Origin of the sequence: Aeromonas sp. CU5 (assembly GCF_002586745.1) — a bacterium.
GTDB lineage: Bacteria > Pseudomonadota > Gammaproteobacteria > Enterobacterales > Aeromonadaceae > Aeromonas > Aeromonas sobria.
The window spans coordinates 1,797,272-1,811,119 of sequence record NZ_CP023817.1; the positions used below are offsets into that span (position 1 = coordinate 1,797,272).

Sequence of the window (13,848 nt, forward strand, 5' to 3'; positions counted from 1 at the left end):
CGTATGGCCAACCAGACTCCCCGCTCCACCGCCAAAGGCCGCGCCCTGCCTCGGCTGTTACCTCTTTTGCTGCCACTGCTGATCCTCAGCGGCTGCGCCCGTCAGGAGCCGGTCAATGAGACCCTGCCGATCCTCAACCAGTTACGGGAACAACAGTTGACCGAACAGCCCCAGCTGCAACTGCAATACCAGCAAGCGGAGACGCAACTGCCGGCGGATCAGGAGCAGCAGCTGCATCAGTTTTTGGGACGCAAGGATCCGGCCCGGATTGCGCTGGTGAGCGGCCCCGGGCTGCAAACAGACATGCTGGAGAGTGCGCGGATGGCGAGCGTGCGGCTGACCGCCCTGACCCGCTTGCTGGGGTCTCGCGCCATTGAGCTGGAGCCCCGCTATGACCCCATGCTGGCCCCCAATACCTTGCTGATCCGCATTCTGCCAAACGGTGAACCGGGGGCTGTCACCCCAGCGGCGGCGCAATAAGGCCAAGGCAGGAGGTCGGCAAGGCCACCCGATAGAGAGGATAAGGGGCCAGCCCCCACAACTTGCGCCAGCCCTGAGTAAAGCGGTAAGAGAGCAGCGGCGGGCGCTGGTGCAGCTCGCCTAAAAACATCACCCCCTGACTCATCCCCGCACCCGCCAGCGTCACTGACATCGCCTCGCTATCAGGTGCCACCAGCATGGCCTGCAACAGGCCATCACAGCGGGGATGGGCCAGCTGATAGCTGACATAGGTGCCGCCCAATACCGGCGTGGCCACCCGCAAGCGCCAACCCTGTTGGACCAGCTCCATCAACATCGGCTTTGCCCCCTCATTGACCGCCCGGTTCTGATAACGCCAGCCCATAGCGGCAGCACTGAGCAGCGCCACCAGCAACAGCAGCAGATATCCCCTAGAGAGTTGCATCATGGCGCCCCCTGACGAAAAGAAGCGTCATCACCAGCAGCATGATGGCCCATTGGTAGAGCTGGGCCCAACTGCCAGTGTGCAGCCAGCCGTACCAGCGCAGATCCAGACTCATCAACACCAGCCGCAACTGATTGGCCCCGATATAGAGCAGGCAGACCAGCAGCAACATGGGCCACTGCCGGTAGAGGGGGCGCTCCGGCGCCAGCCAGCAGCAGGAGACCAGCCAGGAGAGCACCACCAGATAGAGTTGGGAGAAGGAGGAGCACCCCTTGAGCACGATCAGCGCATGGCCCCCCAACCGCTCGATGCGATTGCCATCCAGCCGAATGTCCCAGCCCAGCAGTTGCAACCACTGGCCCACCCCCCAGGCATCGAGCGACAACACAGGGCCAGAGAGCAACGCAAACACCTGCTGCCCCCACAACACCGCCACGGTAAAGGCGAGCACGATCTGCAACACCGCCCGCTCATCACTACCCTGGCCACGGCGCCACAGCGAGGCCACCAGCAGCAGACAGGCCAGCGCCTTGCAACTGGCGCTAGGGATCAGGATCAGCAGGATAAACAGGGCGAGCGCCAGCGGATGCGGGCGCCAGCTTGGCGCAACCCGCGATGCAATTTGCCACCAGATAGCAATCAGCAACACCACCAACAGGTTGAAGTGGCCCATATTGAGCCACACCATGCCCCACTGATTGGCCAAACCAAGCAGCAGCCAGTTGGGTGCCCACTGCCAAGGACGGATCTCCATCGCAACTCCTGCCGGTTATCAGCGCTCTTGACCGCTGTCGCAAGTTCCATGCCTGTCCGGCCTCACCCAGCTCAAACCAAGTCAGAGGATTCAACAAAGCTGGCACGGTTTATTCATTCACCCTGTTGGCACTACAGCCAAGGAAAGGAGTGAGCGATGAAACTCAAACCGCTGGCAGGGCTGCTGGGGATGCTATTGGTAACCTCCCCCGCATACGCCTTGACCGAAGTCGATACCGAACTGCAACTGCTGATGGATGTGTCTGGCAGCGTCAGTTCATCGGAATTCAATTTGCAGTTACAGGGGTATGTGGACGCCTTTTACAGTCAGGATGTACAAAGCGCCATCCTCGACACCAGTGGCGGCAAACTCGGGTCCATCGCCGTACAGATGATCATGTGGAGCAGCAGCAACCAGCAGAGCGTGATGACTGACTGGTTCCACCTCTACGACATGACCTCCATCAACAACTTCGCCGCCACTCTGGATGCCCTGGTCCGCCCCTATGCGGGGATGACGGCCCCCGGTTCGGCCATGGCCTTTGGTGCCCAGCAGTTTGATACCAACAACTACACCGCCGCCCGCCAGGTGATGGATGTGTCGGGTGACGGTATCCAGAACAACGGGCTGGATACCTCCACCGTGCGGGATCAACTGCTCGCCTCCGGCATCGACACCATCAACGGCATCACCATTGGTCAGGACTATGCCGATGGGGTGTTGCAAGAGTGGTATGTAGAGAACGTGGCGGGCGGTCAGGATGCATTTGTCATCAATGCCACCACCTTCGCCGACTTTGGCAATGCGCTGGAGCTCAAACTGGCGGCTGAAATTGAGGGGGGCATTATTCCGGAAGGGGCACTGGCCGCACCCCTCGAGGAGATCCCGCTGGCCGCCCAGCTGCTGCTCGGTATGCCGCTACTGCTGGCCTGGCGCTATCAACGCCGTAACCAAGGACGCCTGCAGCCCGCCAACGGGCAACTGGCACCCGCCATCGGCTAATTTGTCACCCCGTGTGGAGCGATGAGGGAGCTATGGCTCCCTGATTTTTATCTGGCAGCAAGGATAAGTGGCTGAGCATATACAGCAGTTGTGCTCATGATTGGGCTGAGGCACGCTACTCGACTAAAACATGGGGCAGGCGGCCCTTTACGACACTTCTTATTGAAATTTACAACTTGGTATCAGGTAGACAATCAGCAAACTCTCTTTGAATACGTGGGATTTTACCTACCTGCTCACCACCACCATGCAATATAACTAACAGCATGCCCACCATTAACGACACCCCGTTGGATATTCTGACCATCTGTTCAAGTAAAGGAAGTGGATAACCCTTGCTGTGGCGGTGGATTGCATGAAGTCCACCGTGGATGAACGAACTGAGAGGTTTCCAAGAATATTCTTTGAATTCACGCAGCATATCCAGCGGTTCTTGAGGAGCCTTCCCTTGCAGTTTTTCTAACATTTCGCTGAGCATAGGAAGCCTATTTGCCTTATCTGCCGTCTCCTGCGTCAGCTCGCTGGTTAACTTTAAAACATCTGTATCGGTTGCAGCGTAGAGCAGCCACATTGCCCGAACCAGTGCTTCATATTGAAGACGAACAAGCCCCGTAGCCGAGGTTAAATTACCTGCTGATATAAGCATCTTGGCACTTTCGGCATGCTCGAAAGCAATACTACACATGACTCTGCTCACCATGATTCTTTGTGAATCATCGAAGGGAGGCAGTACTAAAAATTCCAAGAGACTTCTTTCAAGTTCAGCAGAACGTGACAACAGATAGTTTATCAAAATAGTCTCACCTCATGACGGATGTTTAAGGGCCGTAGGTTCGATTAGCGAAGCGTAATCATAACCTATGAACTTACAACATAAAATATTACCCCGTCAGGATTCATAGGCTGAATGTCACAAGAAAAATCATACTTTTTTTCATAGTCAATTTCTATGCGCCAACCTTTAATTTTGGCCTTATTAATCTTTACGAAAGATGATATGCCTTTCCGAATATGTTCATCTATAAAGGAAAAGTATTCTACATTCTTAAAACTTTGCTCCTTACAATGAACAGCATCCAAAATCTGATTTTCACTTGCAGGCTTTAGCTTAGCTCTAAAAATAGCCACACCCTCTTTGAGTTCTACTTCTGCCGCTTCGGCACCGATCGTATCTGCACCGTATTCATGGTTTAGCTCTAAGTGAAAATATCCTTTCCTGAGACTTTTTTTCATGATTTACCTTTAATTAGAGCCGTAGGTTCGATTTGGGAAGCGTAATCGGACGTTCGCGATCTTTCTGTTAAATATTAATTTAATTCGCCACAATCCAACCACTTTGCCCCCAAAAATACTTTAACTAAAAGGCAGCTAAAATAACTGGACAGGGCCGTAGGTTCGATTAGCGAAGCGTAATCGAACTTTCGCGGCCTTTCTGTAATATGTTTCTTTAACTCGCCAAAACCCTTCCATCTTGCCACTTCTCCGCCCCAAAACTCACTCTCGAACTGGCAACGGTCGTTACGTTATTGCCATATTGACGTGGAGTGTCACCGCGAGCGTCCGATTACGCCTACCGGCTAATCGAACCTACGAGCTATATCAAATCCACACGCAGCGATTTATTATGTTTATTTTGTATTTCTAACTTTGTTAGTTGCATAAATGAGTAACGACTTATCATATATTTTCTCTACTGATTCAACTATTGAATTTAAATGCTCTTTAAACTCACTTACTTGTATATGCATAAAATCATCAGTTAATTTGATTAGAACATCTTGAGGTAATGTAACGCTACTACCTTGCTTTTCACTGGCATCAAGTTTATGTAGCATTGACAACAAATCAAATGCTTCATCTGTGTAATTGGCATGATGAACAATTTTATTACGCATTTCTCTAAATTCAGTGCAATGCTTACGTAATTTTTTAAGTTGGTCAGCCATGCCAGATGATTGAACATGAGCATTTGTGACAACTGACTGATGAGAAATAGAGTCGTCGGCAATACCTAAATCATGTAGACTACCGGCTAGTATTAAAGCACGGTCATAAATAGCACTGCTTCTAATCAAGAAATTTTCAATTTCATATTCTATATAATCTGCGTTTGTAAATTTGTCATCTGAACGTTTTTTGTTAACAACATACTCCAATTGATTTAATGACAGATGGCATTTATCAATTGCACAAGACAAGCGAGCCAGAGTTTGCCCACAACGGAATACATACCACTCCAAATTATTTTCACAGTGGACATCTTTTCCTTCTAACCCACACTTTCGTACAGGATTATCAGGATCGTATAAAACAACTTCCTCAAATAAATGCACGCCCACTCCAAATAAACATAACATTAATTATATTGAAGGCAGTATTAATCCAATAACTGATCCTTCCGGATGATGCCGCCCTTTGATACATTATCCACTCTGAAAATCACTTTAAAATCATTAAATTACCAACCTAGCTCCGGTTTCTGAACTGATTGTCTCTGTTTCATTTATTTGGGTCCACTTGTACCACTGTACAAAATCACAGTCAATCTGTTGCTATGGAAAATGCTACCTGCCTCGTCTTCTTGACAACATCAGGACGCAAATCGAATCGAGCCTAATTAAATAGCGTCGCCTCCCAAAACACCGCCTGATGCTCATAAAAAAGGCCTTATCACAAGGCCTTTTCAGACATATTCAGGTTCCGGCTGATAGCCAGTTTTTGCGGCAATCAACCCGGCTCGGGCGCCAAGGGCAGCACCTGGCCATCCAGCGCCTGATAACTGTTGGATGGATAGTCCGGCACCGGCTCGCAGTAGGGAATTCGACTTAGCACCGGCGCTTTGATAAGAGAAGCCAGTCGATCACTGCGGCGCAAGCTGGTATCCGCCAACTCGGTCAGCAGGGCCAACCCGCCGCCCAGCCCCAGCCCGCCAATCACCCCGGCCAGCACAAATAGCCACAGCGGGTAGTTGCTCGGTTTGCTCGGGGCGAACGGCTTGTCGATAACCTTGATCCGCGCAGCTTGTTCAAAGTTACCCAGATCGCCGGTCACTTTGGCCTTCTCATAACGCAGCAACAAGTCCTGATAGAGGGTGCGCTTGACCGCCAGATCCCGCTCCAGCTCGGCGAGCTGACGTTCGGTATCGCCCTGGGAATCGACTACCTTGTCCAGTCCATCCAGCTGGGTCTTCAAGCCTGTGGCGTTTTGCTGCGCATCGGTCAGTTGCGTCTGGGCCAGCTGCCACTCGGGCCCCTGCGCCATATCCGGCTGGGATTTGAGCTGCTCAAACTCCTGCTGCAACTGCTCAATCTGATAGCGCAGACTCTGCACCTTGCTGTGTTCCTCACTGTAGCGGGCCCGCAGCAGCACCAGCTCGGTGCGCATCAACTGCAGCTTCTCATCCAGTTGACGGGCCAGCTGACTCTCCTGCCCCAGCGATAGCTGATCGACCCTGGCCCTGGCCTGCTGCAAGAGGATCAGGCTCTCGGCATAACGCTCTTGCAAACCATAGAGCCGGGCGACGTTGGCACTCTGTTGCTGGGGCAAGGCGCTGGCATGTTCCCGTTTGAAGTCGGCCAGTAGCTGCTCGGCCCCTTGCAATTCGCCACGGCGGCTGTCGAGCTGGCTTTGCAAAAAACGCTCGGAGGATTCCGCCGACTGGCGCCCCTTACTGAGCAAGTTGAAAAAGAAACGCCGTGAGATCGCCTCAAGCAGACCGGCACTGTTGGCGGCCGAATCGGCCCTGACCTTGATTTCAATCACCTCGTCCCCGATCAGCCGCAATGAGACAGCCCCTGACAGCCAGTCCATGATGGCATCGCGTTTGACCGGTGGGGTCTCGTCATTGACCAGGCCCCGATCCCGCGCCACCCCATCGAGCACATAGCGGCTGCGCAGCAGGGCTTCGAGCACCGCAAAGCGATCTTTGAGGCTCTCCTGGGTGATCAGATCCTTGAGGGTCGGGGTCTGGTTGGCATCTTGCGGCACCATAAAGGTGGTGCGACTCTCATACTCCTTGGGGGTGAGCCAGCCAATGGCGCCCCCGACCAGTGGCATCACCAGCACCGGGATCACCAGCAGATAACGACGGCGCCAGGCCGCAAACAAGATGAGGTAGAGGTTGTAATAGAACTGGACTGGCATGACATCACTCCCGATTACGCAGGTAGGGCTGTCATGCCTATGCAAGGCTGATGCCAGTGCAAGGCCGGTGCCAGTGCAAGGCCGGCACCAGTGCAAGGCCGCTGCCAACACCGTTTAGCTCCCGTGGTTGCCGGGCACTGACTTAGCTAACGGCAAGAGTGGTACAAGATTCGCATTAACCGATGGTCCGGGGCCGCGCCCCCTCCCTGTGCTGGAGTGCTCACCATGCTGCCATCGTCCGACCCCCTAATCCCATCCGAGCGCCAACCGGCGGTGGTGCAAATCGTCCAGCACCTGCAGCCCGGCGGGCTGGAGACCATGGTGCTCAATCTGACCCAGGCCAATGCGGGCCACCAACCGATGCATATCATCTCCCTTGAGGGGGACAAGGCGGCGGTATTGGCTGCATGGCCAGCCCTGCGCCCGTTCGCCACGCGGATCCACTGTCTGGCCAAACCGGCTGGTTGGTCCCTGACCACCCTCGGACGGCTGACCCGCTTGCTACGGCAACTCAAACCGGGGGCGGTGCATACCCACCATCTTGGCCCCCTGCTCTATGGCGGCTTGGCCAGTCGCTTGGCGCAAGTGACAACCCTGGTGCACACCGAACACGATGCCTGGTATCTCGATGATCCTCATCAACGCACTCTGGCCAGTCTGGGGCTGCGCACCTTCAGGCCGACCCTGGTGGCGGATGCAACGCCGGTGGCCAACCAGCTGCAGGCCAAGCTGGGGCAGTTGTCCGCACAGGTGATCCCGAATGGCATCGATGAACAGCGCTTCACCCCGGGCAATGCCGCCCTCGCCCGTCAGGAGATGGGGCTGCCGCAAGGGGTCAAATTGATTGGGTGCGCCGCGCGCCTCGAATCGGTCAAGGGCCATAGCTTGCTGCTGGAGGCGATCAGCACCTTGCCGGAAGAGGTGCATCTTGCATTGGCAGGGGTCGGCAGTTTGCAAAATGCATTGCAGCAGCAGTGCCAGGAGTTAGCCATCGCCCATCGCGTGCACTTCCTCGGGCTGGTCGAGCAGATGCCGCGCTTTTATCAGGGGCTGGATCTGTTCTGCTTGCCGTCACTGGCAGAAGGGATGCCGCTCTGTGTGCTGGAGGCCCAGGCCTGCGGCGTCCCGGTGGTGATGAGCACCGTTGGCGCGGCGGTCGAGATAGTCTGTCCGGCCAGCGGCTATCTGCTCGATAAACGAGACCCGCAGCTGTTGGCGCAACTTCTGGCACAGGGGTTGCTCAACTCCAGTAGCCTGCGCGCAGTCACCCGTGAGTTTGTCTGCCAGCAAGGCAGCCTGAGCCAGATGGCACAGGCCTATCAGGCACTTTACCGCCGTTAAGCAGACGGCTACCGGATTAAAGGAGCATCCCATGGAGTGGTACATGATGGCGTTTTGGCTCTGTGCAGCGCTGGTGGTCTACCACCATGTTGGCTACCCCCTGCTGCTCAAATATTTTGGTCAGCGGGCTCGTCAGATCACCCCGCATCCGCAACCTATGACCCGTGGCCTTAACAACAGCCATGGCGATGGGACGCTCCCCACCATCACCCTGCTGATGCCGGTCTATAACGAGGCGGCGACCATCGCGGCCAAACTGCAAAACCTCGCCAGCCTCGATTACCCCGCCGACAAGCTGTGGGTACATGTGCATTTCGATGGTTGCAGCGACGATAGCTATCCGATCGCCCTGCTCCAGCTCGGGGATCCGGCCCTGCAGCATTTGCAGATCCGGCTGTTTAATCACGACCTCAATCGCGGCAAGGTCGCGGTACTCAACGATGCCATGGCGCTGGTCAAGAGCGATTTGGTGGCCCTGAGCGATGTCTCGGCCCTGCTCCCCATCGATAGCCTGCTGCTGGCCGCCGCCCATTTTCAAGATCCCAAGGTGGGGGTGGTGGGCGAAGCCTACCGGTTCTGGCAAGCGGGCTCCGAGGGCGAAGAGCACTACTGGCGCTATCAGAGCCAGATCAAGCTGTGCGAGTCGGCCCTCGGCAGCATGCTGGGCGCCCATGGTGCTTTCTATGTGATCCGCAGCCACTGCCTGACTCCGCTGGCGAGCGATACCATCAACGACGATTTCATTCTGCCGATGCAGGCCATCGCCAAGGGTTACAAGGCGGTCTATGACAATCGCTGCGCCGCACTGGAGCTGGAAGTATCTGATGCCGCCCTTGAGGCGGTGCGGCGCAAGCGGATCGGGGCTGGCAATACCCAGCAACTGCTGCGTCTGCTGCCACTGCTGCACCCCAAATTTGGTTGGGTGGCCTTTAATTTTGCCAGTGGCAAAGGGCTACGGGTATTGATGCCCCTGTGCCTGATGCTGCTGTGGCTGTGTGCTATCCCTCTGGCCACTGCGTCTGCCTTTTTTGGCGCCGTACTTGCCGCGCAACTACTGGGCTATGCCCTGGTGGGAGTGATCCAGCTGACCCCGAATTACCGCTGGCCCGGCCCCCTTCGCACTATCCACTATCTGGTGCTTGGCCACTGGTACAACGGCATTGGCACCCTCCACTACGGCTTGCGCACACTGATCCGTTCCACCACTCAGGAGAGAGCAGCATGAAACACCCCATCCCGACAGTGACCCTGGTGGTCAAACGCATCATGGATCTGGCTGGTGCATCCCTTGGCTTGTTGCTGACACTGCCGCTGTGGCCCCTGATCATGCTGGCTATCCGCCTCGATAGTCCGGGTCCGGTGTTCTTTCGCCAATTACGGATTGGTCGCAGCCATGCCAGCCATACCGAGCTGTTTTTTATGATCAAGTTTCGCACCATGCGCGCCGACGCCGAAGCGGGGACAGGCCCGGTCTGGTGTGGTAAAGGGGATAGCCGGATCACCCGCAGCGGCGATTTTCTGCGTAAAACCCGGCTCGATGAGCTGCCGCAATTTCTCAATGTGCTCAAGGGGGAGATGTCGCTGATTGGCCCCCGGCCAGAACGCCCCGGCATCGCCAACCGGCTTGAAGATGCGGTGCCGTTCTTTATCGAACGCACCTATGAAGTGGCCCCCGGCATTACCGGATTGGCGCAGGTCAATCAGGGCTATGATGAGTCACTCGATGACGTGCGCAGCAAGCTGGCCTTTGATCTGGCCTACTCGGTCGCCCTGCTCCACCCCTGGCGCTGGCTGGTGCAAGACCTCCAGATCATCGGCAAGACCATTGCCATCATGGTCGGCAAGAAGGGCCGCTGAGCCCCAACCTACTGGTGGATTCACGATCCCCACCAGCCACCACATCCCAACCAGATCGCGCTGGCCATTGCTGATGCAATGGCCTTTTTCTTGATCCCCTCGCAACCATGTAGCGCTATGGTGTCAGCCCCTTGCCAGCACAGCATCCACCAAGGGGCGGATGGCACGCTACCCTAGATGCTGCACCACAGCCATCAATCAGCGGCGGTGCAACGCACCCGCCAAGGGAATCCCTAAATAGCTATCTACCCTCGATGCCACTGCGCCACCCTCAATCGGGGGCGCGGTAGAGGTGGTGGGCCTTCGCCACGCTGCGGCGGCACACTTCTGAGGCTGCGCACTTCTGAGACTGCGCATGGCGGATCAAGCGCGATGGCACCTTCCGGTAGCCGTCTTTTACGGCAGGTGGCAGCCCGTTAAGACGCCAGCCAATCAAGATCTCTGCGCACGCTCATGGCTCATTACCTATTGCCCATAAAAAAGCGAGTGGCCAGGCCACTCGCATTGGTCAATCTCACGGACTGGTTAGAGGGGATAGAGCGCCAGAATATCACTCACTCTGTGATTGACGCTGTAACCGCGGGCTATGGTTCTGCGCGCCGCCTGACTCATCCTGCCACGCACCACCTCATCACTGCGCAGCCAATAATTAACCAGTTCGGCCATGTCGTGCACATGGCCGGGCTCCACCAGCCAGCCATTGGACTTGTTATCAATCAGCTGCACCAGGCCACCCACCGCAAAGGTACAGACCGGAATACCGTGGGCCATCGCCTCCAGCGCCACCAGCGGCAACCCCTCAAACCGGGAGGTGATACAGAGCAGATCAATATGGTGCCACTCGTTGGCCATTTGCCGAAAACCGTGGAGCTGTACACGGTCACCATATTGCTGCCACAAGTCATCTTTCAATGGCCCATCACCGTAGAGATGAAATTCGCCATCGGGACAAAGCGCCGCCAACTGGCAAAAGCTCGCAGGCCCCTTTTCAGCTGACAGTCTGCCAACAAACGCGATGCGATTGCCTTGCACCGATGCCGGCAACGCAGGCATCGGCACGAAGTTGCTGATCACAGTGCTCGGCACTGGCAATCTGCGAGCAATCGCCTCACTCACTGCAATACAGGTCGCAAAACGCGCGGTGACCCGATCCAGCCAGCTGTAAAACTTCAGTAACCCCTGCCCCTCATCACCGCTGTGAAAGGTGGAGACTACCGATTTTCCGCTGCACCAGGCGGTCAGACGACCGAGGATCCCGGCCTTGTAACCATGGGTGTGCACCAGCACATCACCGGACTGGCTCGCCAACGTCTGCACAAAATCACGGCTGTTGCGACAGACCCGATAAGGCAGCCCCTGCTGCTTGAGCAGCGCAATAAAGGGGGTCATTCCGTGGTTGCTCACCAGCACTATGGTCGGGTTGAGGCCCCTGCTCAGCAGATCGCGCGCCAAATGGGTAATGTGAACTTCGATCCCGCCTACTTGACGGGCATCAATAGCGAGCCAGATCGGCTGTGTTGGTAACATAAGCGCCCTCCTTGTGTGGCTCCACGCCATGTGCAACATGGCGACTGCGTACTGCTGCAGAGATGCATAGAGCGGGCCAGCAACACCAAGGAAGGGCAGGATCAGGCGGCGGGATAAGCGAGCAGTAACAGGGTCATATCATCCAGCGCGGCCCCTTCGGCCCGCTCATCAAACCAGTTGGCAATCCGCTGGGCCAGCCGCTCCAGGCTCGGTTCGGGCGTCAGGCACAATGTCCGCAATTGATCTTCCCACTGCTGGCGCTCGGTGGCATCACGGCTATCGAGCAAGCCGTCGGTCCAGAACAGCAAGCGCTCTCCCGGTTTAAGCTGGCGCTGATTGGTCACAAAATGGGGATCCGGGCGCAAACCGGGTAAGGGGCCGGTCACCCCGACCTGACGCACCGAGCCCGGCCCGATCAGCCAGGGGGCAGGATGACCGGCACTGGCCCACTGCACCCGCCCCTCGTCACCCAGCTCGATACACAAGGTGGTGAGCAGGGTGGCCCCGAGCAAGGGATCACTGTGGACCGCGTTGGACAAAATAGTCAGCAAGCGTGCGGGGGCGCGCTCCAGATCGTGCGCGGTCAGCAAGCCACGCAGATAACCGGCATAGGCATGGGCAAAAAACTTGGCTTCCGCATCGTGGCCCATCACATCCCCAAGCCACAACACCCGATCTTTGACCAGTAGAAAATCCCCCCCCCCCACGGTGGCCGCACGGGTTTGCAACGCCAGCGGGTATCCGTTTATCGAGGTGGCGGGCAATAACGGACGCAGCGCCGAGGTCATCCGCTGATCAAGCTGCTCGCCCCATTGCGATTTGAGCTGCAGCGAGCGTTGCAGCACCCGCGAAACCGCCATCAACAAGTCCTGCTTGGTGATAGGTTTGACCAGAAAATCGTCGATACCCAAGGCACCGGCACGACTCTGGGTCCATTGATCCTGATGGCCGGTGAGAAAAATAAAGGGGACCCCCTTCATCTTGGGATCTTTCATCAGCTGCTGACGCAGCGCAAAACCGTCGATACCCTCCATCTCGATATCGGATAGCACTATGGCGGGCGGCTGTCTTCCCAATACCTGCAAGGCCGCGTCGGGATCTGCATAGGATTCGACCCGGTAGTGCTCCTGCAGATAAGCAGTGAGCAGGGCGCGCATCACCTTGTCATCATCAATGACGGCAATCACGGGTAACGCCTTGATCACCGCATGAGGGCGCAGGGTGACCCGATTGCGCTCCCCCTCGCGGGCAAAGCGCACCTCGGCAAACAGCTGGTGCACCAGGGCGAGTCCATAGCCTCCCTCTTGCAGCTCATCGGGTAACGGCATAGCGCTAAGGGTGGGCTGGGGCCCGCCATCATCCTCCAACAACAGGATCAAGCCCTGCTCGTCTTGTTTCAGGGTGAGCCACAGCTGAGTGGCAGGCGGCATGGCATGGCGGACAATATTGGTCGCCAGTTCACTGAAACAGAGCAGCCAGTTGGCTTGCTCCTGCTGGGACACCTGAAACAGGGACAACCCTTGTGCCAGCCGGTGGCGCAGTTCACGCACCGCTTGCAAACTGGCAGGGGCAGATCGCAACCAATCATCCATACACGCTATCCATCAACCATCTCCAGAGACACTCGCCACCCGCTCCTGCTACACCCGATCAGATCCGGAAGTTAAGTAGCGAACTGCGGCGACACCAGCGTTTAAGCCATTCGGTCACCCGGTTACTGGGCAGCCGGTTGAGTTCCCGCAGGATCTCGCTGGCCAGGCCCGGATTGAGCTTGTCGTTATAAACCGCCCCCACCAGATTGGCGTCGGCCCGCGTAAGTTTATCCACCGCACTCTGCACGGAGCTGGTCGGCGTGACCCCGGCCAACACCACCAGCAATGCCCCGTCACAGGCGCCACACACCTGGTCGGCAGGAATGTTGCCCCGATTGAGGGCATTAAGGGGGGAGGTATCGAAGATCACCACATCGTAATGTTCGAACCAGCGCAGCAACAGTTGGCGCAAGGTATCTTTGTTGCGAAACGCCATCAAATCTTTACCGGGTGCGGGCAACAGTGAGAGCGAACGACCATGTGCTACCGGTTCGGGCACATCGTTGGGCCCCCAGGCGAGCGCCGTCGCACGCCCCGGGTGATAAAGGTTGAGATCCACCAGCAGGGTGCGAAGTCCATCGGCCTCTGCTCGTCTGGCCAACGCATCGCAGATAGAACTGACCCCTTCCCCCCCTTCGGCAGAGGTAATGGCCAGCGAGCGTATTCCCCGTGCGAGAGTCGCCGCATAGAGCGACTCCAGCTCGAGATATTGAATGGGGATGCTCATA

The 13,848-nt window shown here is 56.6% G+C and carries 14 protein-coding genes; 5 read left to right on the plus strand and 9 right to left on the minus strand.

Translation table 11 applies throughout. From position 1 onward, the window contains the following. Positions 1 to 3 precede the first annotated feature (3 nt). On the plus strand, positions 4 to 480 hold the full coding sequence (locus tag CK911_RS07835) for a hypothetical protein (protein ID WP_098969550.1): 477 nt from the start codon (positions 4 to 6) through the stop codon (positions 478 to 480). Here the strand turns inward: CK911_RS07835 and CK911_RS07840 are convergent. Both CK911_RS07840 and CK911_RS07845 read right to left on the minus strand, forming a co-directional pair. After that, positions 458 to 904, minus strand: coding sequence for a hypothetical protein (locus CK911_RS07840; RefSeq protein ID WP_098972534.1), 447 nt, complete (start codon positions 902 to 904; stop codon positions 458 to 460). The two genes, CK911_RS07835 and CK911_RS07840, sit on opposite strands and share 23 nt — an antisense overlap. After that, positions 891 to 1,658 (minus strand): hypothetical protein, encoded by a 768-nt coding sequence (locus tag CK911_RS07845; RefSeq protein WP_098969551.1) that lies wholly within the window; start codon positions 1,656 to 1,658, stop codon positions 891 to 893. Before CK911_RS07845 ends, CK911_RS07840 begins: the two co-directional genes overlap by 14 nt. Positions 1,659 to 1,814: 156 nt before the next feature. On the opposite strand from CK911_RS07845, the gene CK911_RS07850 reads away from it, so the two are divergent. Continuing rightward, positions 1,815 to 2,660, plus strand: coding sequence for a DUF1194 domain-containing protein (locus CK911_RS07850; RefSeq protein WP_098969552.1), 846 nt, complete (start codon positions 1,815 to 1,817; stop codon positions 2,658 to 2,660). Positions 2,661 to 2,829: 169 nt separating this feature from the next. Here the strand turns inward: CK911_RS07850 and CK911_RS07855 are convergent, their stop codons facing one another. The 4 genes from CK911_RS07855 to CK911_RS07870 all read right to left on the minus strand — a co-directional run bounded on the left by CK911_RS07855 (position 2,830) and on the right by CK911_RS07870 (position 6,803). Next, a complete protein-coding gene (locus CK911_RS07855; RefSeq protein ID WP_172953983.1) occupies positions 2,830 to 3,453 on the minus strand; it encodes a hypothetical protein in 624 nt (207 codons plus the stop codon). Between the two features lie 65 nt (positions 3,454 to 3,518). Beyond that, on the minus strand, positions 3,519 to 3,893 hold the full coding sequence (locus CK911_RS07860; protein ID WP_098969553.1) for a hypothetical protein: 375 nt from the start codon (positions 3,891 to 3,893) through the stop codon (positions 3,519 to 3,521). Between the two features lie 395 nt (positions 3,894 to 4,288). Further along, positions 4,289 to 4,993, minus strand: coding sequence for a Cthe_2314 family HEPN domain-containing protein (locus CK911_RS21150; RefSeq protein WP_157774542.1), 705 nt, complete (start codon positions 4,991 to 4,993; stop codon positions 4,289 to 4,291). 394 nt (positions 4,994 to 5,387) lie between these two features. Next, positions 5,388 to 6,803, minus strand: coding sequence for a GNVR domain-containing protein (locus tag CK911_RS07870; RefSeq protein ID WP_098969555.1), 1,416 nt, complete (start codon positions 6,801 to 6,803; stop codon positions 5,388 to 5,390). Positions 6,804 to 7,028: 225 nt separating this feature from the next. Here CK911_RS07870 and CK911_RS07875 point away from each other — a divergent pair, with 225 nt between their 5' ends. Genes CK911_RS07875 through CK911_RS07885 form a run of 3 tightly spaced genes read left to right on the plus strand, consistent with a single transcriptional unit; the run spans position 7,029 to position 10,001 of the window. After that, positions 7,029 to 8,144, plus strand: coding sequence for a glycosyltransferase (locus CK911_RS07875; protein ID WP_098969556.1), 1,116 nt, complete (start codon positions 7,029 to 7,031; stop codon positions 8,142 to 8,144). A gap of 31 nt (positions 8,145 to 8,175) precedes the next feature. Next, on the plus strand, positions 8,176 to 9,369 hold the full coding sequence (locus CK911_RS07880) for a glycosyltransferase family 2 protein (protein WP_098969557.1): 1,194 nt from the start codon (positions 8,176 to 8,178) through the stop codon (positions 9,367 to 9,369). After that, on the plus strand, positions 9,366 to 10,001 hold the full coding sequence (locus tag CK911_RS07885) for a sugar transferase (protein ID WP_042020824.1): 636 nt from the start codon (positions 9,366 to 9,368) through the stop codon (positions 9,999 to 10,001). The genes CK911_RS07880 and CK911_RS07885 overlap by 4 nt, the downstream gene beginning before the upstream one ends. A gap of 525 nt (positions 10,002 to 10,526) precedes the next feature. On the opposite strand, the gene CK911_RS07890 is transcribed toward CK911_RS07885, so the two are convergent. From CK911_RS07890 to CK911_RS07900, 3 genes are all read right to left on the minus strand, one after another. Next, entirely contained in the window at positions 10,527 to 11,528 is a 1,002-nt protein-coding gene (locus CK911_RS07890) for a glycosyltransferase family 4 protein (protein WP_042020826.1), read from the minus strand. Between the two features lie 101 nt (positions 11,529 to 11,629). Next, the gene (locus tag CK911_RS07895) at positions 11,630 to 13,120 is read right to left on the minus strand and encodes a SpoIIE family protein phosphatase (RefSeq protein ID WP_098969558.1); all 1,491 of its coding nucleotides are present in this window, start codon (positions 13,118 to 13,120) and stop codon (positions 11,630 to 11,632) included. 58 nt (positions 13,121 to 13,178) lie between these two features. Further along, on the minus strand, positions 13,179 to 13,847 hold the full coding sequence (locus CK911_RS07900; RefSeq protein ID WP_098969559.1) for a tyrosine-protein kinase family protein: 669 nt from the start codon (positions 13,845 to 13,847) through the stop codon (positions 13,179 to 13,181). Between the last annotated feature and the right edge of the window lies 1 nt (position 13,848).

Excerpts from the sequence above, each read along its gene's own strand:
- CK911_RS07835 (WP_098969550.1), top strand. The coding sequence starts at position 4 with ATGGCCAACCAGACTCCCCGCTCCACCGCCAAAGGCCGCGCCCTGCCT.
- CK911_RS07840 (WP_098972534.1), bottom strand. The coding sequence starts at position 904 with ATGCAACTCTCTAGGGGATATCTGCTGCTGTTGCTGGTGGCGCTGCTC.
- CK911_RS07845 (WP_098969551.1), bottom strand. The coding sequence starts at position 1,658 with ATGGAGATCCGTCCTTGGCAGTGGGCACCCAACTGGCTGCTGCTTGGT.
- CK911_RS07850 (WP_098969552.1), top strand. The coding sequence starts at position 1,815 with ATGAAACTCAAACCGCTGGCAGGGCTGCTGGGGATGCTATTGGTAACC.
- CK911_RS07860 (WP_098969553.1), bottom strand. The coding sequence starts at position 3,893 with ATGAAAAAAAGTCTCAGGAAAGGATATTTTCACTTAGAGCTAAACCAT.
- CK911_RS07870 (WP_098969555.1), bottom strand. The coding sequence starts at position 6,803 with ATGCCAGTCCAGTTCTATTACAACCTCTACCTCATCTTGTTTGCGGCC.
- CK911_RS07875 (WP_098969556.1), top strand. The coding sequence starts at position 7,029 with ATGCTGCCATCGTCCGACCCCCTAATCCCATCCGAGCGCCAACCGGCG.
- CK911_RS07880 (WP_098969557.1), top strand. The coding sequence starts at position 8,176 with ATGGAGTGGTACATGATGGCGTTTTGGCTCTGTGCAGCGCTGGTGGTC.
- CK911_RS07885 (WP_042020824.1), top strand. The coding sequence starts at position 9,366 with ATGAAACACCCCATCCCGACAGTGACCCTGGTGGTCAAACGCATCATG.
- CK911_RS07890 (WP_042020826.1), bottom strand. The coding sequence starts at position 11,528 with ATGTTACCAACACAGCCGATCTGGCTCGCTATTGATGCCCGTCAAGTA.
- CK911_RS07895 (WP_098969558.1), bottom strand. The coding sequence starts at position 13,120 with ATGGATGATTGGTTGCGATCTGCCCCTGCCAGTTTGCAAGCGGTGCGT.
- CK911_RS07900 (WP_098969559.1), bottom strand. The coding sequence starts at position 13,847 with ATGAGCATCCCCATTCAATATCTCGAGCTGGAGTCGCTCTATGCGGCG.